The organism is Myxococcus faecalis (genome assembly GCF_050039385.1).
Lineage (GTDB): Bacteria > Myxococcota > Myxococcia > Myxococcales > Myxococcaceae > Myxococcus > Myxococcus fulvus.
The window spans coordinates 762,089-784,961 of record NZ_CP144336.1 but is presented as its reverse complement, the minus strand read 5'-3'; the positions used below and the strand labels follow the sequence as shown (position 1 = coordinate 784,961).

10 protein-coding genes and 1 pseudogene are annotated in these 22,873 nt (G+C 66.2%); 8 read left to right on the top strand and 3 right to left on the bottom strand.

The window, feature by feature from the left end; genetic code table 11:
- Positions 1-1,043 precede the first annotated feature (1,043 nt).
- Both VZQ01_RS02980 and VZQ01_RS02975 read left to right on the top strand, forming a co-directional pair.
- Positions 1,044-8,147 (top strand): polymorphic toxin-type HINT domain-containing protein, encoded by a 7,104-nt coding sequence (locus tag VZQ01_RS02980; protein WP_426746864.1) that lies wholly within the window; start codon positions 1,044-1,046, stop codon positions 8,145-8,147.
- Positions 8,148-9,046: 899 nt separating this feature from the next.
- Positions 9,047-9,393 (top strand): annotated as a pseudogene (locus VZQ01_RS02975) (IS30 family transposase); the annotation flags it as partial.
- Positions 9,394-9,644: 251 nt separating this feature from the next.
- On the opposite strand, the gene VZQ01_RS02970 reads toward VZQ01_RS02975, so the two are convergent.
- The 3 genes from VZQ01_RS02970 to VZQ01_RS02960 form a co-directional block, all read right to left on the bottom strand.
- A complete protein-coding gene (locus VZQ01_RS02970; protein WP_141323235.1) occupies positions 9,645-11,177 on the bottom strand; it encodes a hypothetical protein in 1,533 nt (510 codons plus the stop codon).
- A 79-nt stretch (positions 11,178-11,256) separates the two neighbouring features.
- Complete coding sequence (locus VZQ01_RS02965; protein WP_426746863.1) at positions 11,257-13,263, bottom strand: hypothetical protein; 2,007 nt, start codon at positions 13,261-13,263, stop codon at positions 11,257-11,259.
- Entirely contained in the window at positions 13,260-15,773 is a 2,514-nt protein-coding gene (locus tag VZQ01_RS02960; RefSeq protein ID WP_426746862.1) for a bifunctional metallophosphatase/5'-nucleotidase, read from the bottom strand. The genes VZQ01_RS02965 and VZQ01_RS02960 overlap by 4 nt, the downstream gene beginning before the upstream one ends.
- A 141-nt stretch (positions 15,774-15,914) precedes the next feature.
- Between VZQ01_RS02960 and VZQ01_RS02955 the strand changes: the two genes are divergently transcribed.
- The 6 genes from VZQ01_RS02955 (at position 15,915) to VZQ01_RS02930 (ending at position 22,868) form a co-directional block, all read left to right on the top strand.
- On the top strand, positions 15,915-16,595 hold the full coding sequence (locus tag VZQ01_RS02955; RefSeq protein WP_141323239.1) for an NUDIX hydrolase: 681 nt from the start codon (positions 15,915-15,917) through the stop codon (positions 16,593-16,595).
- Positions 16,596-16,670: 75 nt separating this feature from the next.
- Positions 16,671-18,131 (top strand): MFS transporter, encoded by a 1,461-nt coding sequence (locus VZQ01_RS02950; RefSeq protein ID WP_223746776.1) that lies wholly within the window; start codon positions 16,671-16,673, stop codon positions 18,129-18,131.
- A 72-nt stretch (positions 18,132-18,203) separates the two neighbouring features.
- A complete protein-coding gene (locus VZQ01_RS02945; RefSeq protein ID WP_141323242.1) occupies positions 18,204-19,769 on the top strand; it encodes a hypothetical protein in 1,566 nt (521 codons plus the stop codon).
- 55 nt (positions 19,770-19,824) lie between these two features.
- A complete protein-coding gene (locus tag VZQ01_RS02940) occupies positions 19,825-20,571 on the top strand; it encodes an HAD family hydrolase (protein ID WP_267696721.1) in 747 nt (248 codons plus the stop codon).
- Between the two features lie 134 nt (positions 20,572-20,705).
- Positions 20,706-21,830, top strand: coding sequence for a pyruvate dehydrogenase (acetyl-transferring) E1 component subunit alpha (gene pdhA / locus VZQ01_RS02935; RefSeq protein WP_223746916.1), 1,125 nt, complete (start codon positions 20,706-20,708; stop codon positions 21,828-21,830).
- Positions 21,831-21,881: 51 nt separating this feature from the next.
- Positions 21,882-22,868 carry a pyruvate dehydrogenase complex E1 component subunit beta gene (locus tag VZQ01_RS02930; protein WP_046712917.1) on the top strand — a complete coding sequence of 329 codons (987 nt, stop codon included), beginning with the start codon at positions 21,882-21,884 and terminating at the stop codon, positions 22,866-22,868.
- Positions 22,869-22,873: the final 5 nt, after the last annotated feature.

The following is a 22,873-nucleotide window of genomic DNA, read 5'->3' as shown; positions in this document are numbered from 1 at the left end:
GGCACCAAGGCCTGCACGGCGAACTCCTGCAACGGCAGGATGACCTGTGACCTGTACTGGAGCGACTGCGAGATGTTCGACGGCACCTCCACCGCAACATGTTCTGTCTGTGGACGTACAGGAACGCGCCGGTGCACTGCGGAAGGCTCCGTGATCTCCAACTCCTGCACGGCCTACTTGGCGCAGGACAACAACTGCAATGGCTGCGACGACGATGGCGACGGCTTGATCGACGAGGACTACGTCCCGACCATCATCTGTGACGCCAAGCAGAACGGCTGCTTCGGCAAGATGCACTGTGTCGGCGGCCAGTTGGTCTGCAAGGTGCAAGTGGGCACCCAGTTCCTCTCCTGCTCAGACGACTGTGACGGGCATGCCGCGAGGCGGTGGTGCGCCGAGGATGGGACGGCTGGTCCGTGCACGCGCGACACGCCCACCGAAGAGCGGTGCAATGGCTGCGACGACAACCAGGACGGCATCATCAACAACGCGCCAGGCAAGGGGCCCTATACTCTGACTCGGAGCTGTGTGGGCCCTGGGGGCGCCTGTCCGGGGTCGACGGAGGCTTGCCTCTCCGTTTTCTGGTCCGGTGTCTGCACTGCTCCCGCGGAGGCCTGCAATGGCCTGGATGACGACTGTGATGGCGCCATCGACGAAAATGGAATCTGCCGCATGGACTCAGGGGCGTGCACGTGCGCGCCGACCACGTGCGCGGCCCAGGGCAAGAGCTGCGGCAGCATTCCAGATGGTTGTGGCGCGACGCTGAACTGTGGCACCTGCGGGACCGGGCAGTTCTGCAACAACAACGTGTGTGTCGGGGCGTGCGTTCCCAGGACCTGCGCGCAGCAGTCCGTCACCTGCGGCGTCATCACGAATGGATGCGGAGGGCCCCTCGACTGCGGCCCCTGCGGCGCGAGTTTCGCGCCCTGACGGACATCCTGAATCCGCGGTCTCGGCGTCTCCACCCACTCGGGTAGTGGATGCCGAGGCGCTCTCTCTTTCGAGCTTCAATCCGGGTCTTCGGACCCACAAGGACGTTGGCCATGAAGCGCGTCACGTCGTCATTCGTCTTGAGTCTCTGCCTGGTTCTGGGGCTGAGTGGTTGCGGAACACCGACGGAGTCGTCGGACCCGAAGGACGCTCGCGCGTCGCGGGTCGCTCGCCAGCTCAGTGATGCCCCCCTGAGTATTCCCGCCTCGTCCGTCTTGCCCACCGAGCAGAAGTCGATGGGTACCACAGCGATGATGGTGGATGCCCAGTTCGAGGTGACCTCGGACGGTGCGGCAACCTATTCGATTCCGCTCTGGAGCCCTTCGGGGCGAGGCGGAGTGGAGCCCCGGCTCTCGCTGGCCTATCACAGCCGTGCCGACAACGGCCTGCTCGGAGTGGGCTGGGAGCTGAAGGGATTCTCCCGAATCTCTCGCTGCCGGAGGACCTTCGCACAGGATGGGCTGACGGCGCCCGTTCGCTTCCTCCCGACGGATGCCTTCTGTCTGGATGGTCAGCGGTTGGTGGTCATCTCCAGCAGCGCGAACCTCATCGAGTACAGGACGGAGATCGAGTCCTTCACCAAGGTCCTGGCCTACCTGGATGGCACGGGGGCTCCGGACTACTTCGAGGCGCACCAGAAGGACGGGCGCATCATGTCCTACGGACGGTATGCGGAGACGCATTCCCGGCTGGAAGGACAACGACTGAGTGTTAGCGCGGACCCCGTGACGGGAGTCGTCACGCAAGGTGTGGAGGCGACGCCGGTCCGATTGGGCTGGGCGCTGTCTGAGATTCGCGACCGGGCTGGCAACGATTTGCGGATCCGCTACCTCCTGAGTGGAAGCGCCACCGCCGGTTATGAGCACGTTCCGGATCGCATCGATTACACCGGCCACACAAGCGACGTCACAGGGGCGATGAGGCGGCGCAGTGTCCGCTTCGTCTACGACACGACCACTCGCCCGGATGCCGAGGTCCGCTACGTGTCGGGGCTCAAGCTCCGATCGGCCCAGCGTCTATCGCGCATCAACATGTATGGCCCAGGACTCGCGTCGTCGCCGTCCACCGTGGACGACGTCCTGCTGCGCTCCTTCCGGCTGAACTATCACACTGCACGCGTGACCCGTCGAAGCGTGCTCGATCGAGTCATCGAGTGCGATGGTCAGGGCGTCTGTCGGGATCCCTTCGAGTTCGACTACACGCACGGCCTTGACTGCCATGCAAATCCCGACAATGACTGCGACGATCCGGTCGTGTCGCTCCGGGACTTCGAGCCGAAGACCGCCGTGGAGTGGGTGGGAAGTACGCTGGTGCCGGTCCGTGATGTGAAGACCCGAGGACATCCTGTTCACACTGAGCTGGGCGGGCTCGTCCAGGGCGTCCAGGACTTCTGGACGCTGCACACCCTGGACATCAATGGAGATGGGCGTGACGACCTGCTCTATCGTCGCAATGACACAGCGAGGCCAGTGACCGATGCGAACGGTTCGAGGATCGAACTGGGCGACTCGGTCTGGTACTACCGGCTGGCGATCGGTTTGGCGATGTACGGGCCGGCGACCGAGGCGAAGTTGCCGGTCTCCAAAGTAGGAAACAGCGACGACGACCTCCGGATTGCCGACATGAATGGGGACGGGGTCCCTGAGGTCATCGCGGTCGAGCGCGTGGACTGGACAGGTCAGAATGGCAAGTTCCAGCTCTACTCCTTCGATGGCACGAAGTTCGTGCCGGCGGGTATCGAGGCTCCGGAAATTCAGCAGTTCTGGTGGGAGGCTCTCAGCAGCTCAAGGTCCCGCATTCCGGTGATGCATGTGGCGGACCTCAATGGAGACGGCCAGCCGGAACTCTTTCGGTCCACACAGGCCCCGCAGCCCTTTACATGGGCGTATCGGATGAACCTCGGTGGGCTGTCTCTTTCATCCTATACGCAGGTCCCACTCTCATCGGGAATCGACCATGCCGGGTACGCCGTCGATGTCGATGGTGACGGCACCACCGAAGTCTTGGTTCGCGCGGGAGCACACCCCACCAGCGACGGGTATTCCTCTCAGTATCTCGCGGTGGGGCTCAGCGCTCCTGGCGAGTCCAGGATCTCGCCGACGGCGCTTCCTGCGGTGCCTATCACCAGTGGGCCGACGATGGGGGCGAGGAAGATCTACCCCCGGACCTGGTTCCTCGATGTGAATGGGGATGGGCTTGCCGATGCGGTGAGTACCCGGCGTGAGAACGAGACAGATCAGGGGGTGAAGTACCCGGGAGACGTGAGTATCTCCATCAACTCGGGCAACGGCTTTCTTCCTCCCGTGTGGCAGGACCTGGCCAACCTGCATGAGCTCAGCCCTTCATGGATTTCTGCCACGCAACGAGGGCTCGATCCGGGGGTGCGGATCCTCGATTTCGACCGAGATGGTCGGCAGGACCTCTTGTTGACGGACTCCGGGGAAACCAACGGTAATGGCGTGACTCGCGCGAAGATGTGGGTCTTGTTGAGTCGCGACGACCACTTCGAGCCTCGAGAACTGGACATCCCGGTGGGACAGTCCACGGGGGGAACGTCGACGGCGGAGATCTATGGGTATGGGCAGCGGTTCACCCAAGTGTTGGATGCGAACGGTGATGGCTTGGCGGACATCATCCAGATGGAAGATGACCCGAGCTTCCAAGGTACGAATCGCCGGAACTACGGCCTGCTCAAATTGTATGTCCGCCAGGGTGAGCTTCCCGATGCGCTGACCGGCGTTCGGGTGGGCAGGCATGGCAAGGCCGTGACGGTGCGATACCAGCAGTTCCTTCAGCAGGCTGCGGAGGCTGGCCAGCCTGCTGTCTATACGTCCGGAACGTGCCTCTACCCACAGCGGTGTCTGAACAACATGTGGGTCGTCGTCGAGTCGGGTCTCGATGACGGGACGCAACGCAACCTCTTCAACACGCTCTATTACGCCTACGAGGCAGCCCGCTCGGACGTGCAGGGCCTCGGCTGGCTGGGGTTCGCCAAGCGCACGGTCATCAACCCGCGGACGAGCGCCACGACGGTCACCACCTACGACAACCAGACGAGAGATGGTGGCCTCTACCTTCGCGGGGGACTTCCATTGGCGGAGACGACGGACGTCACTCTTGCGTCAGGCCTGAAGCACCAGCACCGGCGCTCATTCCAGTACACCGTCTCCACCAGCGCGGCGCAGCGCCCCTTTCTCTACACAAGCATGGTGACGGACGAGTATCGCGAGGGGAGCGGGACGACGCTCGCGCTGGTCCGGCGAAGCCGACAGACACGGACGAATGACGCCTACGGCAACGACACGGTGTCCGAGGCGCTCGAGGACGAAGTCGTCAGCGGGGTTGTGTCCGGACGCACGTGGTCTGTCCGGAAGGAAGTGCCGGTCATCGACAACCTGGCGGCGTCCTGGCTCATAGGGCTCCCTCGTCGAGTGGTCACGACGAGCACCACGACCGATGGACTGTCCCGGGCAAGGGTCGAGACGCATGACTACGACAGCCGCGGCCTGTTGACCCGCACCGTCCAGGAGCCCTCGGGGAGCGTCGACGAGATGCTCACGGCCTCTTATGGGCGCGACGCGTTTGGCCTCGTCGAGCGAGTGGAGCTATCGGGTTCGGGGACGACGCGGGTGGAGACGACCCAATTCGAGCCGACCGAGCATATGTTCGCGGTGACGACCTTCAATGCCGCGGGGCATCGTGGTCGTGTCGCCTACCATCCAGGGCTCGGCACCCCCTTGGTCGTCGAGGACGCCAACGGGCTGCTGACGCATCATCAGCGAGACGGCTTTGGACGTCTTCGCGGCACAGTGTCTCCCTCGGGGGAAACCGAACTCGTCAGCTACGGCGCGGACGCGCTGGGATGGATGCGCGTCACCACCCGCACAGTCGGTGGGCAGGAGGTCGCGACGACTGTCGACAACTATGGACGCGAGATTCGCCAGGAGACGCGGGGCTTCGACGGGCGTGTCATCACGGTGCTGAGCGAGTACGACGACCTGGGATACAAGACGCGGATGTCGCGTCCTTTCTCGGGCCAGGCTTCGCCACGTTATCTGGTGGCGACTCATGACCTGTTGGGCCGGCGCCTGAAGCTCAGCGCTCCCGAGGGTGGAGACGTGACTCAGTCCTACACTGGGATGACGACTACCACCCTGGACGAGCGTGGGAACAAGACCACGCAGGTGGCCAACGCGGTAGGGCAGCTGGTGTTCAGCAGTGCCTACGACGCGAGTGGTCGGGAGATCCGAACGACCTATGAGTATGGTCCCTTCGGCGTCCTGCGCCGGGTGAGGGACTCCCAGGGCAACGTGATCTCACTGGAACATGACGTTCGAGGACGTCGCACGAAGGTGACAGACCCCGACTCAGGGGTGACCACCGTCGGTTACAACGCCTTCGGTGAGCCGCGCGTCGAGACCGATGGCAATGGCCATCAGACGGTCTTCGAGACGTACGACGCGCTCGGGCGACAGCTGCGAGTGACCACGAAGGATGGAGTGTATACCCTGGAGTGGGACACGGAGCTGAAGGGCGCGTTGACGAGTTCCACCAGCCCGGATGGGGTGACAGTCTCGCACCTCTACAATGGGCAGGGCCTGTTGGAGCAGAGCACGTGGATCATTGAGGGGACAGCGTACACCGTCAATCGAACCTATGACGTGAACGGAAGGCTTTCGACGCTGCTCTATCCTCAGGTCGGGACGCGGCGCTTCTCCCTGGTTCACACCTATACGGACTACGGTTTCCTGAAGGACGTCCGCGCGCCCTCCGCGACGAAGGCGTTCTGGGTGGCGCAAGCGCACGATGATTTCGGGCAGCTGACGTCCGAGCAGCTTGGCAACGATGTGGTGACCTCTCGCCGCCATGACCTTCGGGGGCGCCTGCGTTTCATCGATTCACGCCGTGCTGGCACCGTGCTGCAGGGATTGGCCTACGAGTGGGACCTGGAGGGGAATCTCAAGAGCCGAGGTGACACGCTTGCCCGGACGACTGAGGATTTCGAGTACGACACGCTGGACCGCCTGACGAAGTGGAGCGTCTTCCAGAACTGCCGCAGGTCCGTGTTGGAGTATCGCTATGACGACCTGGGAAACCTGCTGGAGCGTCGTGTGCTGGAGGGCAGCGGAACGGCAACGACGGGCATCTACACGGGAGCAGGGGCTGGCCCCCATGCGGTGAAGCAGACCCAGGCGGGGAGCTACACCTATGATGCCAGTGGCAACCAGGTGAGTGGGCCTGGTCGGGCCGTGAGCTACACAGCGTTTGCTCTTCCCAGGCAAATCACGGGTCCTGGGCGGGAGGTGAGCTTCAAGTACGACGGTGGGCAGAGCCGCGTCCTCAAGCGAAGCAGCATCGGTGGCGTGACGACCTACGTTGGCAGTCTCTACGAGAAGCGCCAGCAAGGAGGGCAGGCGCAGCACATCTTCCATGTCACAGGAGGTGGGAGACCTGTGGCGCAGGTCCACTGGGCGGATGGTGGTGCCGACCAGACGCTCTATTTGCTGGGAGACCACCTGGGGTCCACCGAGCGTGTGGTCGATGCCCTCGGGAACGTGCTCGATGGCGAGCGGATGAAGTTCGAGCCCTTCGGGGATGGACGTCTGCCTCATGCGTTGCCCGTGGCTGCTTCCGTGGCCACCGGGATGGTGAAGAAGGGCTTCACCGGGCACGAGGATGATGACGAGTTCGGCTTGGTGAACATGGGCGGGCGCATCTACGACCCGGAGACCGCACGGTTCCTCACGCCCGATCCGTTCATTCAGTTCCCGCAGGATGGTCAGTCCTACAATCGGTATGCGTACACACTGAACAACCCGCTGAAGTGGACCGATCCGACAGGATTCGAGGCGGAGGGGGCTGCGGACCCGGTTTCGGGTGGCGAGACCGTGGTAACCGCGCCTCGGTACGAGCCCGCCGCGATGTTCGGGGACGATGGCATTGGCGCCGCGCAGTGGGGAACGTTGCCTCTCGAAGCGTCTCAATCCGCCGACCAGAACGGGGCAAGGGCAAGAGCGCAGGGCGCCGAGACCCAGCGACTCGTTATGGAGCGCGCCACGAAGGGGTCGGTGCAGCCTCTCGCCGCTTCGCCCGCCCTTTCTGTGTTCTATGGCACCGAGCATGAACGGCAGATGGCCGAGTTCAATCACTGGCGTCTCCTCGCGGGTGACGGGCTCGTCTTGGGCCTGGAGTTCGTACTCATTGACTTGCTCACGCGAGGCGTGGCGCGTGTGGGGGGAGTCGCGCTTCGTGCGGCGATCACCGATGGCGCGTTGACGGTACGGGCTGCGGGGCGTAGCTCCCTGAGAGGGCTTGAAGGTGTCTTGCTTGGTGGCGGGTGCTTCGTCGCGGGGACTCCCGTGCTCACGTTGGCCGGGCTGGCGCCCATCGAGGAAGTACGCGAGGGTGACTGGGTTTGGGCGTGGGACGAGGAGACGAAGGCACCTGGCTGGCATCAGGTGACGCGAACCTTCGTTCGTCCAATGCGCGCCGTGTTCATGGTTGAGGTCGCCTCAGAGGGGGCGGACTCCATCGATGTCCTGGGCGTCACCGCCGAGCACCCGTTCTGGGTTTCTGGCCGGGGGTGGGTCGAGGCACAGGGGCTTGTGCCCGGAGACGAGTTCGAGACCGCGACGGGGAATCGCATCATGGTGGCCTCACTTCAGACCGTGCCAGGGCGGGAGACCGTCTACAACTTCGAGGTTGGTGGCGCGCACACGTACTTCGTCGGCGCGTTCTCTTCGTGGGTGCACAACAACTCGATGATTTCGAGTCGAGTGTTCCCAAATACGATGCCCGGTGCACTCGCGAGGGAGATAGCAGACGCGAAGAGAGTGAAGGCCCCCATCATGGAGGCGGGCGCTCGTGGTTTCCAAGAGCTTGTCGACAGTGGTGAGGTGATAAAGTACGTAGTGACGTCGGCTGGTAAGCTCATCGTCGCTCCTCACACTTACCTGGGGGTGGAGATCAAGCACTCAGTGCTATCCGGTGGGCGCCCAGTTCTTGCCGCGGGCGAGGCTATGATTGCTCGTGGCGGCGACACGTACTTTGGCCTCAGGATCAACAACACAAGCGGTCATTTCAGGCCGACTGAGGAGAGCGTGATGTATGCTCGGGATGCGTTCGCCAAGATTGGCATCACCTTCCCGTCCCCGTAATTGCCATGAGGTGCATGATGGAACCGAAACAGTTCACGGTGCGACGCTGGTCCGAACTTTCCAGCAAACCACTCTCGGAAGAGAGTGTGCGTGCTCTGCACTTGCCCGCGAGGAAGCATCGGGTGAGCGTTGATCGATATTCGCCGGGGGCAGATGTCGCTGGCACACTGCGAGCCGGTACGTGCTACGTGTTGGCTGGGCACTGCCAGATTGAATTCGGCACGCAGGTCGCCCAGCTATCCACTGGGGATGTCGCAGAATTTCCTGCTGGCAGGTATCGCGTGGTGGTGAATCGCGATCCTGAGTGTGTTGCTGTTTTCGTTTGGGAGCTTCCAGAGGAGTTTGCTCGATAGGAGAAGGTCGACTCTGCGTTGCGGCGTCCTTCCAACTCAGCGCCCAGGTGTCAGCCTGGGCACACGTAGAACCTGGGCCACTCGCCCAGCTGCGTCCCGTGGTGGATTGCCCCGCCATGGGGCGCATGCTCACGTTCCGCCTGGGCGCCGCCCCGCCCCCAGCGAGTGCCGCCCGTGGCAGTCGCCGCATGACAGATTGCATCCGAACACCGCTGAGTGAGCGTCACCCGCCTCCTTGAGCGTCCGAGATGTGGGCCTGGCCGGGTTCCGTAGACAGGTCGGTTATGCGGCAAGCCTACTCGTTGATGCCACTCGCTCGAATTCGGCTGGGCCGATGCCATACCTCGCCATTGCCGCTCAATGGCACGCTGACCGACGCACCCGACGCCCGAAACCAGAGAAACTCGCGGTGAATGACATGCTGCGTCGGCACCTGCAGGACGGTCTCGCCGGCACACTCTGCGCCGCCGACGGGGCGGACGTGCCGGGCCCGACTGCGGGCTGGAAAGGCCGAGGGTACGGTCGCAGGATGGACCGGGCCTAGGCATTGGTCCCCTGATGGAGCGTACCACCCGCTTCACGATGCAACTGCATCTGCCCCGCTTGGGCACCTACGGGCAGCCGCGGGTGAAGAACGGCCCTGCGCTCGCTGGACATTGCGCCTTGGCAGTCGCAACGCCATTGCAACGTCCATCACCACCCTGCCCGAACAGCTTCGCCACTCACAGACTTGGGACCAGGGCACCGAGACAGCGCAGCATGCCCAGATGAGTAGCGACACCGGTCTTGCCGTCTTCTTCTGTGACCTGAACAGTCCCTGGCAGCGCGGCACGAACGAGAACACCAATGGGCTGTTGCGCCAGTACTTCCCCAAGGGCACAGACTTGGCCAGGCGCTTGAGATGGTCCTTCCCTGTGGCCAGTCCATCCCTGACTTTCGCTAGGAGCTGGAAACCTCCTGCGGGGGGGGGCGTGTCGCACTCATGTTGGCAGAGTGGGCTGCCGTGCCCTGATCGAGAGAGTGCACCCAATGGCCCAGCCCCAGGAGCCCTTAAGGCCGGTGCTCGCGCGCCATCCTCCGGAACGACAACGGCCCGGCTCCCAGGGAAGGGAACCGGGCTGTCTGTCTTCATCGCGAGTGAGTCCTAGAACCGCGCCTGCAGCAGCGTGTTGAAGCCCAGCGCGTGCGGCTTCTCGAACGTCGGCTGCGCAACGCCCGTGATGTCGTCACGGAACGTGGTCCGGTTGGTGTCGTACGTGTAGTAGACCTCGCCGACCGCCGCGACGGAGTCGGACAGATCCCAGCGGAACGTCGCCTTCGCCGAGTAGATGGGCTCCGCCTCGCACGAGCCAGAGCCACCGCACGTCTCCGGCAGGATGCTCAGCATGTTCACGTCACGCACCACCACCGTGCGCGTCCCCGCCAGGCTCGGCGGCGTGTCGTTGCCACCCAGCAGCGGGGTGGGGCTGCGGAACGACGCCGGCCGCTGCACGCCCACGATGAAGCCCGGCGTGAAGTGCAGCTCGGGCAGGTGGTAGTCCGCGCCCAGCGCCAGGAACATCTCCGGGTTCAGCTTTGTACCCTCGGGGAAGTCCTGGAACGGGGGGAAGCCCGGCACGTCGAACTGGATGAACGAGAGGCTGCGGTACAGACCCAGCAGGCTCATGCGCAGGAAGCCCAGCTTCGCGCGCGCCTGCAGCGCCAGCGCCGTGGCGCCCTGCGGCTGCGTCGCACCGAACGTGTCCGGCTTCTCCAGCGTCTGGGACAGGTAGCTGCCCTCGAGCGACACGGAGTAGGACAGGCCACCCGGGTACTGCTCGGGCGCGAAGAACCGCTCGTAGATCTCCGGGTCGTTCTTGTAGAGCCGGAAGTCCACGCTCGTGCCGACCGGCACGCCCACGTGGTAGACGACCTGACCGGACACGCCGGCCGCGTTCACCGGCGCCTCCACGCCCAGCGTGGCGAGACCCGGCACCAGGCCCTTCTGGAAGTAGCCACCGCCCGCCTCGATGCGCAGCGTGTCCAGGATGTCCCAGCCCGCGCCCGCCATCACACCGTAGAGCGTCTCCTCTTCGAGGATGAGCTCGTTCTGCACCAGCGCCGTCTTGCCGCCGACGTACGCGTACCACCGGTCCCGCGTGATCTGCAGCTTCGCGCCAGGCACGCCGTTGGTCGCCGAGCGCGTGGTGAACGCGCCGCTGCCACCCCAGGAGATGCGGTACGCATAGCCCAGACGGAAGCGATCCGCGGACACCGGGAATCCCACCAGCGAGATGCCTTCCTTCTCACCCCAGCCCGGCGGCTGGTAGTTGAGCCGGATGTAGCTGGAGTTGTCCTGGATGGCCACCTGACCGCTGGGGCGCTCGAGCACCAGCAGCGTCAGGGCCGCCTCCGTCGTCAGGCCCTCGAAGAAGGCGGGCGCCTTCTTGTAGAGCACCACGTTCGAGAGCGACTCGAAGCCGGAGAATCGGGTGTTGAAGTTGTCGTAGAACTGGGTGTTCTGATTGCCCGCGCCGAACCGCGCATTGGGGCTGTTGGGCGTCGTCTCACCCGAACCCGCAAGCACGTTGTCGTCCGCGAAGACGAACGACAGACGCGTGTCCACGAAGTCACTGGCCCAGGCGGGCGCACTCAAGGAGATAAGCCCCGACAGGGCCAGCTTCTGCAGCGTTTTCAATGTCCCTCTCCACGGAGCGCCCGCTTGGAACGCTCCTCCCTGCGCCCCGGTGGAACCGGGGCACGAGCTCGTCAAAAGTCTAAGGATTCACGCAAGGCTTGATGGGCTTCGGGCACTCCAGCCCTGGGCCGGGATAGCAGCAGAGGTCGTCCTGGTTCCGAGGCAGGATGATCCACCGGGGGCGCGCCGCGCTCACGTGGCGCATGTGGCCCACGATGTCGAAGGTGGCCTCGTGCAAGAGCTTGCACTGCCGAGCCAGCTCCGCGTCCGGGTCCTGCTCGTTGCAGTTGACCACCAGGTCGGGGACCGCGTCCTTCGTCACCAGGTTGATGCGAGCCTTCTGGTTCTGGCTCACCGTGCAGCGGGCCGCGCCGTTGGCAGGGTCCGCGACGGAGACCCACACCACCATCTGGTTGTCGCCCATCAGGTGCTCCAGGCGGGTGGCCGCGGGCAGCGCCACGTTGCTCGCGGGGCCCGGGGCGCTCGTGCTGCCGAAGCGCACGTTCGTCGCCTTGTCACACCAGATGTTGAGCGTCACGCCGATGCTGTAGGTGTTGGTCGAGCGCGTCCAGGCCTCGGTGGCGGGAGCCACCGGCGGCGCGGCGTTGATCGTGTGCAGCCGGCCGGGCACGGAGTCGTCCAGCCCCGCCTCGGGAGCGCCCATGGGGACCATCTCCACCACGAACTGGCCGAAGCTGTCGTACGTGTTCTTCTCCGCGCAGACCTGGTTGCGGTACTGGCCCATGCCCAGCGTGCAGTCGACGTTGCACTGACGCTCGGGGACGTCCGGATCATTGGGCGTGTCCGCGCCGCAGGCGCCGAAGACGCCATTGCGGGCGTCGGGGCAGAAGAAGGGCACGGTGCCGTTGCCGTTGGCGTCGCAGTTGCGGAACACCGTGGGGAACTTCACCCGGCGCACCTTCACCAGCGAGGACTCCAGGCCCTCCATCTTGTAGTTGCCGTAGCTGTAGCCGCACATCACGTCCGAGATGTAGGGCGAGCCGCTGAGACCACACAGCCGGCCGTTGATCTCCGTCGGGGGCGCCAGGGCCAGGTACTTGTTCCACTCCGACTGCGGCAGCAGGCGGACCTTCTCGCGGATGCTCCACGAGGGGAAGGTGAGCTGCGTGGTGGCGGTGAACTCCTGCACCGAGCCCGCGATGGACCAGAGCAGGTCACCGGTGTCCAGGCCCTCGGGGTAGGAGTAGTTGTAGATGTAGATGGAGTTGAAGCGGCCCGGGAAGAAGCCGGAAGGCTCCGCCGTCTGGGTGTTGGCGCCGGGGATGCTGCCCTCGCGCACGCGGCAGGCCGTCAGGTCCGTCACGAAGAAGCCGCTGGGGTCCATGCCCGTCACCAGCAGCGTCACCGGCTGGTTGTGGTTCGGATCATCCGGCTCGCAGTTCTGAAGGAGGGGAGCACCCGCCTCCGGCGCGCGGCCGATGCGCATGAACGTGCCGGCGTACGCGGTGAGCTGGTCGCTGTTCTGCGGTACCTGCACCGTGGAGATGGTCGGCTCCTCGAAGAACACCGAGCGCGACAGGCCCGTTGCCGCGGTGCGCTGGGCGGGCTCCACCGGGAGCTCGCCGTCGACCACGGCTCCGTCCGCGTAGTCGACCTCGACCGGATCGTCCTCGACCCACACGTGGGCTTCACCGTAGAGCTGGGAGGAGCGCACGGTGCCCGAGCCCACGCCATTGGTCAGCTGCACCCAGCGGTAGCGGTAGGGGCCCGTCAGGTTGCCGGGGACGGTGCGGAAGGACACGGGGCCGTTGAACGACTCCATGGGCTGGCCCTTCACGTCCAGCGCCTGGATGTCGATGTCCACGTCCACCGCGCTGCGGGGCATGGAGAGCCGACAGTCCTTCGTGCCGCGAAGCTCCAGGGGAACCGCCGCCTGGTTGCCTCCGCCGTGCGCGGTCGCACACTCCGCCACCACCGGCACGGCCATGCGCGGGTTTGAGTCCGCGACGTAGAAACCCTTCACCGTCACCTTGAACGAGGAGAGGCCGGTGGGCTGGGGCGTCTCGTCGGTGTAACAGCCCGCGGCGGCGAGGGCCACCGCCGACAGGAACGCGAATCGCTTCATTGCTCCACCCTCCGGCCGATGCGGCCGTCATCCACCGCGTCGGCGATGGGCATCGCCGTCGGGTTGTCACAGAAGTTGCGAAGCTGCTGGGTCACCGTGCCGCAGACAGGGTTGCTGCCGCTGATGATCTCCCGGCAGTCACACCGGCCGGTGAACGGACCGGGCGACACCGCGCAGGCGGCCATGGCCTCTTCGGGCTCGTCCACGTCGGGGATGTTGCAGCCCGCGGGATTGTAGCCGCGGGCGGCCAGGTCTCCGCAGGTGCAGGTTCCCACCTGCTTGCCGGAGATACAGGCCGCGCGAGCCTGGTCCGGGTTGGTCACCGTGTCCACGCCACAGCCCGACGGATCGAACCCGTTGCGCAGCAGGTCACCGCACGTGCAGCTTCCGACGCGCACCTCCAGCTCGTTCTTGTAGTCCTGCATCTCGCGGCACGCGGCGCGCAGTCGGTCGTTGACCACCCACTTGCCGTTCACGAGGTTGCCGCAGCTCTGCGCACCCTGCTTGTTGCCTCGCGTCTCGTAGCCCGCGTTGATGTCGTCGCAGGTGCAGAAGTCCTGCATGTAGCCGATGAGCGAGTCACGCAGCGAGATGCCCGTCTCCTGGCGCGTGGTGTTGCGCTTGAGCACGTTGAAGCCCGAGCCGCCCTTCGCGATGTAGTCGTTCACCGCCACGCGGTAGGTGCCGAAGGGGTTGAGCGGCTCGGGGCCCACCGAGATGTCCGTGCCGGGATTCGCGTAGCAGCGGCCCCGGTCCGAGGAGCTGCTCTCGTCCTGGATGCACTGCCAGGGCGCGTGGCCCGTGCGGTCCTGGGCGGGGCAGTCGGCGCCCTTCAGCGCCAGGTTGCAGGGGGTGCGCAGGTCGTTGATCTGCACCTGGGCGCAGTCCATGGTGAACTTCGCGCCGGAGATCTGCGCCTGACTGACGCAGCCGCGCTCCGCGGAGCGCTCGGCGACGAAGTTGAACATCTCCTGCATCTCCTTGCCGGAGAGGTACATGATGTTGATGGTGTTCTCGAACGGGAACACGTTGAACATCGACTCCTGGGTGATGACGCCCGCGTAGAGGTTGTCGCGGATGCCCAGCGAGTTGGTGAGCGCCATCTGCGCGTCGACGCGGCGACGCTTGCGCATCGAGTCCGCGGCGATGTTGCCCAGCGGCGAGTCACCACCCGTGGAGTTGTTCCGGCGCGTCACGTCCGTGGGCGCGTACGAGAAGATGTTGGTGAGCTGCAGCCGCATGTCCATGCCGATGATGTAGGGCTGCAGCAGATGCGTCGTCTGGCGGTCCTCCTGCGCCTCGCAGGCCTCCATGGCCGCGCGGACCTCGGGGGTCTGGATGAACTGGCCATCCTCCCAGAAGATGTTCGGGTCATACCGGTACTTGCGCATGGCCTCGTCGCACCAGAGCCGGTCGAGCGGGAACACGCGGTAGTCCTGGCTGACGACCTCGCCGCCCTCGCCGGCGCCGAGCTCCGTCGGCATCTTCACGACCAGCTCCAGCCGGCCCACGTACTTGGCGAACGCGCCGGAGTGCGAGAGCACCACCTTGCGGCCGCTGGGGTCCGCGAGCAGCTGCGGCGGGTTGAGCACCACGTGCAGGTGGCCGCCCATCACCACGTCCACGCCGCTGACGCCCGGAATCTGGACGCGAACGACGGACTTGTCGTTGCCCTCGGGGCCGAACCACTCGAGCACCTGCCACGGGTTCTTCTCGCGGCGGATGAAGGAGCGGGCGCGGCCGTACTCGTAATAGGCCTCGTAGCCCTGGATGACGTCCTGGTCCTCGGTGAGGCCCAGGTGGCTGACGATGACGATGAGGTCGGAGACCGGCCGCAGCAGGTCCACGTACGCACGCACCACCTCGTTCTGCTCCAGAGGAGTCACCTGGAGGCTGTTGCCACCCTCGACGATGGAGTTGAGCGAGGAGATGTTCGCCATGCCGATGATGGCGACGCGCAGGCCCTTCACGTTGCGGATGGTGTACGGCGCGGCCTCCAGCGCCGTCTCGTTGCTGCCGTTCTGCCGCCAGTCATTCCAGTTGTAGTTGGCGGCGAGCAGCGGGAACGTCGCGAACTGCTTGGCCTGGTTGGTGAAGTTCAGCGCGCCCGCGTCGAACTCGTGGTTGCCGATGACCGCGGCGTCCAGCCGGGCCTGCGACAGGAAGCGGAACTCCACTTCACCGTTGTTGAGGTTGAAGATGGGGGCGCCCTGGAAGCAGTCGCCCGAGTCGACGTGCAGCACCCGCTCACCCTTGGCGCGCTCGCGCTTGAGCACCGCGGCCATGCGCGTGGCGCCACCGAACGGGCCGGCCTCCGGGATGAGTCCCAGGTCCTGGTCCGTCTTCAGCGGCGCGAAGTCGTAGGGGATGAGGCGTGAGTGGATGTCCGAGGTATGAAGGAGCGTCAGCCGCACCTCCTGCCCCTCGAGGTTGTAGTCCTGGCCTTCCATCACTGGCATGCATGAGGCCGAGACCAGGGCGCAGAAGAGGCCGAGCAGGAGGCGACGCATCAGGAGATTCCGTGTTTCGGTAGGACGTCGGGAGTAAAGCGGGCGCAAGGTACGGTATCGGACACGGGCGGGCAAGCAACGCCGCCATGGCATTCGTACAGTCCCCCCATTCAGGGCCCCCTTCACGGAGAGCAAGCAGACATGCGGCAGCGTCATTCCAGTGTGACTGACATCGAGATCATCGAGGATTTCTCGTCTACGGCGCGCTGCGACGAGGGCTTCCTCCGAGTGAAGCGGCTGCGGTGTCGCAACCGACGCGCGGATGGCTCCTCGTCGTCCGTGTACCGCGTCGACGTGGTGGACCGGCCCCGGTTGGATGCCGTCGCCGTGCTCGTCTATCGACGCGGTGCGGCGGGACTCGAGGTCCTGACGCGGATGAACCTCCGGCCCGCGGCGTACTTCCGGAAGGATCAACGCGACGCGATGACGGTGCCGGACCCGGGCACGGGCTACCTGCGGGTGGAGGAGATCGTCGCCGGCCTGCTCGAGCCCGAGGACAAGGGCGAGGAGGGCCTCAAGAAGCGCGCGGCGGCGGAGGTCCACGAGGAGGCGGGCTATCCGGTGCGGCCCGAGGACATCCAGCTGTTGGGCGGCTCGTTCTTCCTGGCGCCGGGCATCCTGTCGGAGAAGGTCTTCCCCGCGGCGGTGGACGTCACGGACGTGTCGCAGGAGGAGCCCGAGGGAGACGGCTCGCCCCTGGAGGAGGGGACGCAGCTGCACTGGCGCCCGCTGGGGGAGGTGCTGGAGGCGTGCCGGCGCGGGGACATCCCGGACGCGAAGACGGAGGTGGCGCTCACGAGGTTGCTCGCCCGATTGGGATGAGCACGGAGTTTCTCCGGGGGCGGCGGCCGGGGTAGGGTGCGCGGCGTTTTCGCACTCCACTGCCGAGGTCGCTGCATGTCGTCGCTGCCCCCGTGGCTGGCCAACCTGTTGCCCATTCTCATCCTGCTGGGAGCCATCGCGCTCGTGCTCGCGCGGCTGCCCAAGGTGGAACTGGGCCACACGGACGCCTTCCGCCGACGCCGCTTCTTCAACTGGTTCCCGCTGGGGATGACGTACGCGTTCCTCTACATGGGGCGCTACAACCTCAACGAAGCCACCAGCGCGATGAAGGGCCACACGTCCAACGCGGACTTCGGCACCATCTTCTTCTGGGGCACGCTCGTCTACGGCTGCGCGTTCCTGCTCAACGGACCGCTGACCGACAGGCTCGGGGGCCGCAAGACCATCCTCTTGTCGGCCGCGGGCTCGTCGGTGGCCAACGTGCTGATGGGCGTGGTGGTCTACAAGGTCCTCACCGAGGGCTGGCAGCCGCCGGGCGGCATCGTGGGGACGCTGTCGTTCCTCTACGCCGTCAACATGTACTTCCAGAGCTTCGGCGCGGTCTCCATCGTCAAGGTGAACGCGTCCTGGTTCCATGTGCGCGAGCGCGGTCAGCTGGGCGGCGTCTTCGGCATCCTCATCTCGCTGGGCGTCTACTTCGCCTACGACTGGAGCCGCTTCATCGCCAAGGCGGCGCCCACGTACTGGGTGTTCTTCGTGCCGGCGGCGATCCTCGCGGCCTTCGTGGTGCTGGACTTCTTCGTCATCCGCGACACGCCCAGCCACACGGGCCACCCGGACTTCGACACCGCGGACGCGTCCAGCGGCGAGGCGGCGTCCAGCAGCGTGTGGGAAGTGTTCAAGAAGATGATCAGCAACCGCACCATCATCATCATCCTGATGGTGGAGTTCTGCAGCGGCTTCATGCGCAACGCCATCATGCAGTGGTACCCCAAGTTCGCGAAGGCGACGGGCCTGTCGGAGGCGTTCGTCGCGGCCAACTGGGGCATGCTGCTGTGTGTCGCGGGCATCACCGGCGGCATGTTCGCCGGCGTCATCAGCGACCGCGTGTTCGACTCGCGGCGCGGGCCGGTGTCGGCGGTGCTCTACGCGGGCATGAGCCTGGGCGCGGTGGCCACGCTGTTCCTGCTCAACAGCCCGGCGCTCGGCTGGACGGTCATCTTCATGTCCCTGTGTGTCATCGGCGTGCACGGCATGCTGTCGGGCACGGCGAGCATGGACTTCGGCGGCAAGAAGAACGCGGGCCTCGCGGTGGGCATCATCGACGGCGCCGTGTACGCGGGCACCGCCCTCCAATCCATCCTGCTGGGGCGCATCCTCCCGGCGGGGGAGGTGGCCAAGGACCCCAACAACTGGGGCAACTGGCCCCTGGCCATGCTGCCCCTGTCCTTCGCGGGCCTGCTGTTGGCCACGCGGGTGTGGAATGCCCGCCCGCAGCCGAAGACGGCGCCCGTCGGGGGGGCCTCGGTGGTCACCCAGCCGGTTGCGACTCCCAAGACCGGTACGGGAGGCTGAGGCCGCTGTGGACCGCAGGACGTCACGGGGGCGTCACTCCCCCGTGACAGGGTTGTGACGTAGAGTGTGGACGTGTCCCAGGTACCCGCCCCACTGCCACTGCAGAGCCGCTTCGAGGTTCACGACCGGAAGCAGTTCGAGATCAAGCTCGAGTACCAGCCCTCGGGGGCGGACGAGACGCGCTACCTGGTGGAGGCGCATCTGTTCCTCCCGGGGAGCCTGAACATCGACGCGGAGACGTACCCCCGCGCGGACTTCTACGCGGACATCCACAACTACGTGCGCTTCAAGACGCCGGTGATGGCGGTGCAGGAGCTGCTCACGTCGGACGCCTCGCCGCTGGTGCGGCTGGAGGCGTGGCTGCGCACGGGGCTGGGCTCGGAGAAGGACATCGTCTACCAGGCGAAGCTCCTGTCGTGCGTGCTGCGCGGGGCGCTCAGGCGCTTCGCCACGGGCGTGGAGACGCGCTGCGAGGGGCCGGTGGCGCTGCCCACGGAGGCGTGCGCGACGCTGGAGTCGGACGTGGTGGCGATGCAGGCGGGGGTGAGCGAGGTGCTCGCGCGCTTCCGGCAGTGGCTGCGCTCGGTGGGGGAGCTGCGGCTGCAGGAGCGCTCGCGCGCGTCGCTGCGGCTGGTGGACGAGTACGTGAGCCTGCTGGTGGAGAACGGCTTCCGGCGCGCGGTGGCGGACATGAAGGCGCTTCCGCGTGGGGAGCCGTGGCTGCAGCTTCGCAAGGGGCTGATGGAGGCGGTGCTGCGCGAGGAGTCCTACCGCAAGGAGCACCGGCTTCGCAGCGTGCTGAGCCCCACGGGGGACAACGAGGAGTACATCCAGCGGCTGGGCATGCTGAAGAAGTTCTGCATGAACGTGCTCTTCCTGTCCTCGCGCCGGCGGCAGAAGCGGCAGGGCTGGGAGGAGGTGCTCTTCGCGCTGGCGGCGGGCATCGCCATGGCCTTCGCGACGGCGGTGGCGCTGTGGGCGCAGATCCGCTTCACGCAGGTGAGCCTCAACTTCTTCCTCATCGCCGTGGTCGGCTACATGATGAAGGACCGCATCAAGGAGGGCCTGCGCCGGGTGCTCAGCCGGGTGGCGGCCACGCACCTGTCGGACCGCACCGCGGACCTGGTGGACCCGGTGACGGGGCGGACCATCGGCACGTGCGAGGAGCGCGTGGACTACGCGCCCAAGGTCCCCGACTCGGTGGCCTCGCTGCGCCACCAGGACGACTTCCTCACCGTGTCCCAGGGCGAGCTGACCGAGACGGTCATCCGCTACCAGAAGCACATCATCCTGGACGCCCGGCTCCTGCCTCGCACGGAGCGGGGCCTGTCGGGCGTGACGGACATCCTGCGCTTCAACGTGGAGCGCTTCCTGCGCGACATGGACGAGCCGGAGCTGGCGCTCGAGTACGTGGACCTGGCGGACCTGTCCGTGGGTCACATCCGGGGCGCCAAGCGTTATCCGGTGGACGTCGTGCTGCGCTTCACCGTCGAGGAGGAGGAGACGGACCGGCGCCAGGAGAGCACGCAGCTGGTGCGGCTGGTGCTGGACCGCAACGGCATCCAGCGCATGCTGCGCTTCGCGGACACGGCGGCCGGGGCGCCCCCTGGCCCCATGCCCTGGCAGTCGGCCGCCTGAGTCGGGCGGTTTCGGCGGCGCTCGGCGGCCCGCGCGGGTAATGTTCGCCGCGCTCATGGCCCACGAAGACTTCAAGAAGCGCATCCGCGACGACTGGCGCGACAGCCTCCACGCCATCCTGGCCAAGGCCCGCTCGCTCGGGGAGCAGGCGGTGCTGGCGTTCGACCTGGACTCCACCCTGCTCGACAACCGGGAGCGCCAGGCGCGCATCCTCCGGGAATACGGCACGGCGCACGCGGTGGAGCCGCTGTCCACGTGCAAGGCCCACCACTGGAACTCCGGCTGGGACATGCGCGAGGCGATGCGCGCGTGCGGCCTGGAGGCGGCCCTGGTGGAGCGGCACTTCGAGCCCGCGCGCCACTTCTGGGGCGAGCGCTTCTTCACCAGCGAGTACTGCGCGGTGGACGAGGCCATCGACGGCGCGGCGGCCTTCACGCACGCGGTGGTGGGCACCGGCGCCCGGCTCGTCTACGTCACGGGCCGTCACGAGGGCATGCGCGGGGGCTCCGTCGCCTGCATGCGCCGGCTCGGCATGGCCGTGCCGGATGGGGAGCGGGTGATGCTCGTGATGAAGCCCGCGCCCTACGACGACGACGATGCGTTCAAGCGCGAGGCCCACGCGCAACTGGGCCGGCTGGGGACCGTGGTTGCCGCCTTCGACAACGAGCCCACCCACGCCAACGACTACCGGCGCCGCTTCCCCGACGCCACCGTCATTCATCTGGCCACGGATCATTCCGGCCGGGCCGTGACGCTGCTGGACGGCATCATCAGCGTGCCGCACTTCACGCTCGTTTCCTGACGCACCGCGCCTGAATTTTCGGGGGAAGGGCGCGGGGTTTGAAAGGCTTTGAAGTCCCAGGTCCGCGCGCTATGAGGCGCACGGCATTCGCCGTCCCCGGGTGAGGAGGGACGGCCTGCATGGAGGCACCCGCGGTGGCCAGCCCGTACTCGAAAGAACAGCTGTTGACGATGTACCGGAAGATGTACCTCATCCGCCGTTTCGAGGAGCGCGCGGGTCAGCAGTACACGCTGGGGAAGATCGCCGGCTTCTGCCACCTGTACATCGGGCAGGAGGCGGTGGCGGTGGGGCCCGTGGAGGCCATCCGCCAGGACGACTACATGCTCAGCGCCTACCGCGACCACGGCCAGCCCCTGGCGCGCGGCAGCGACGCGGGCATGGTGATGGCGGAGCTGTTCGGCCGGGGCTCCGGCTACAGCAAGGGCAAGGGCGGCTCGATGCACATCTTCGACATCGAGCACCACTTCTACGGGGGCTACGGCATCGTCGGCGGGCAGATTCCGCTCGCGGCCGGCATGGCCTTCGCCAGCCGCTATCGCAACGAGGACCGCGTGACGGTCTGCTATTTCGGCGACGCGGCGGCCAACCAGGGCGCGCTCCACGAGACGTTCAACATGGCGTCCAAGTGGAAGCTGCCGGTCATCTACATCTGCGAGAACAACCGCTACGGCATGGGCACGGCCATCGCGCGCACGTCGGCGGTGCCGGAGATCTACAAGCGCGCCGCGGCGTACGACATGCGCGGCGAGCCGGTGGACGGCATGGACGTGCTGAAGATGTACGAGGCCGTGAAGGACGCGGCCGCGTGGTGCCGCGCGGGCAAGGGCCCGGTGCTGCTGGAGGCGAACACGTACCGCTTCCGTGGCCACTCGATGGCGGACCCGGCCAACTACCGCACCAAGCAGGAGGTGGAGGAGGAGCGCAAGAACGACCCCATCCCCAAGCTGCGCGACTACGCCATCAAGAATGGCCTGGGGGCGGACGCGGACTTCGAGCGCATCGAGGAAGAGGTGAAGGCGCAGGTGGACGCCGCGGTGAAGTTCGCGGACGAGTCCCCGGAGCCGAGCCTGGAGGAGCTGTGGCGCGACACCATCGTCGAGCCGGGCGAGGAGGACGTTCGCCCGCGTGAGCGCGTGCTGGGCGTGAAGGTGACGAACTGGCCGAAGTACCCGAGCGGCCAGGAGCTGAAGGTCACCTGGGACCTGGAGCCGCGCGAGCAGGCGGAAGCCGCGGACAAGAAGGCGGGCCTGAGCAACTAGTGCCCGGCCCGTCACACCCCAACCCTTTTTGATTTCGAGTCGGAGCCGACGATGCCCGAGTTGATGTACCGCGAGGCCCTGAACCAGGCGCTCGCCGAGGAGATGGAGCGCGACGCCAACGTCTTCCTGATTGGCGAGGAGGTGGGCCGCTACAACGGCGCCTTCAAGGTGTCGCAGGGACTGCTGGACCGGTTCGGGAGCGCGCGCATCATCGACGCGCCCATCTCCGAGCTGGGCTTCGGTGGAATGAGCGTGGGCGCGGCCATGGTGGGCCTGCGTCCGGTGGTGGAGATGATGACGTGGAACTTCGCCATCCTGGCGATGGACCAGATCGTCAACAACGCGGCCAAGCTGCGCCACATGTCCGGCGGCCAGCTGCGCTGCCCCATCGTGTTCCGGGGCCCGGGCGGCGCCGGCGGCCGGCTGTCCAGCCAGCACAGCCAGGCGCTGGAGGCCAACTACGCGCACTTCCCCGGCCTGAAGGTGATTGCTCCGGCCACGCCCGCGGACGCCAAGGGCATGCTCAAGGCGGCCATCCGGGACGAGAACCCGGTCATCATGTTCGAGGGCGAGCGGCTCTACGCGCTCAAGGGCGAGGTGCCCGAGGGCGAGCACGTGGTGCCGCTGGGCAAGGCGGACGTGAAGCGCGAGGGCACGGACGTCACCATCATCACCTGGAGCCGCATGTATTACTTCTGCATGCAGGCGGCCGAGGAGTTGGCGAAGGAGGGCATCAACGCGGAGGTCCTGGACCTGCGCACGTTGAGGCCGCTGGATGAGGAGGCCATCCTCGCGAGCGTGCGCAAGACGAACCGCGCCGTCATCGTGGAGGAGGGCTGGGCGCTGGCGGGTGTGGGCGCCTCGGTGGTGGACATCATCCAGTCCAAGGCGTTCGACGACCTGGATGCGCCGGTGGAGCGCGTGACGGGACTCGACGTGAACATGTCCTACGCGGCGAACCTGGAGAACGCGACGCAGCCGGACGCGCCCAAGATCATCGCGGCGGTGAAGAAGGTGCTGTACCGCGAGGGAGCCTGACCCGT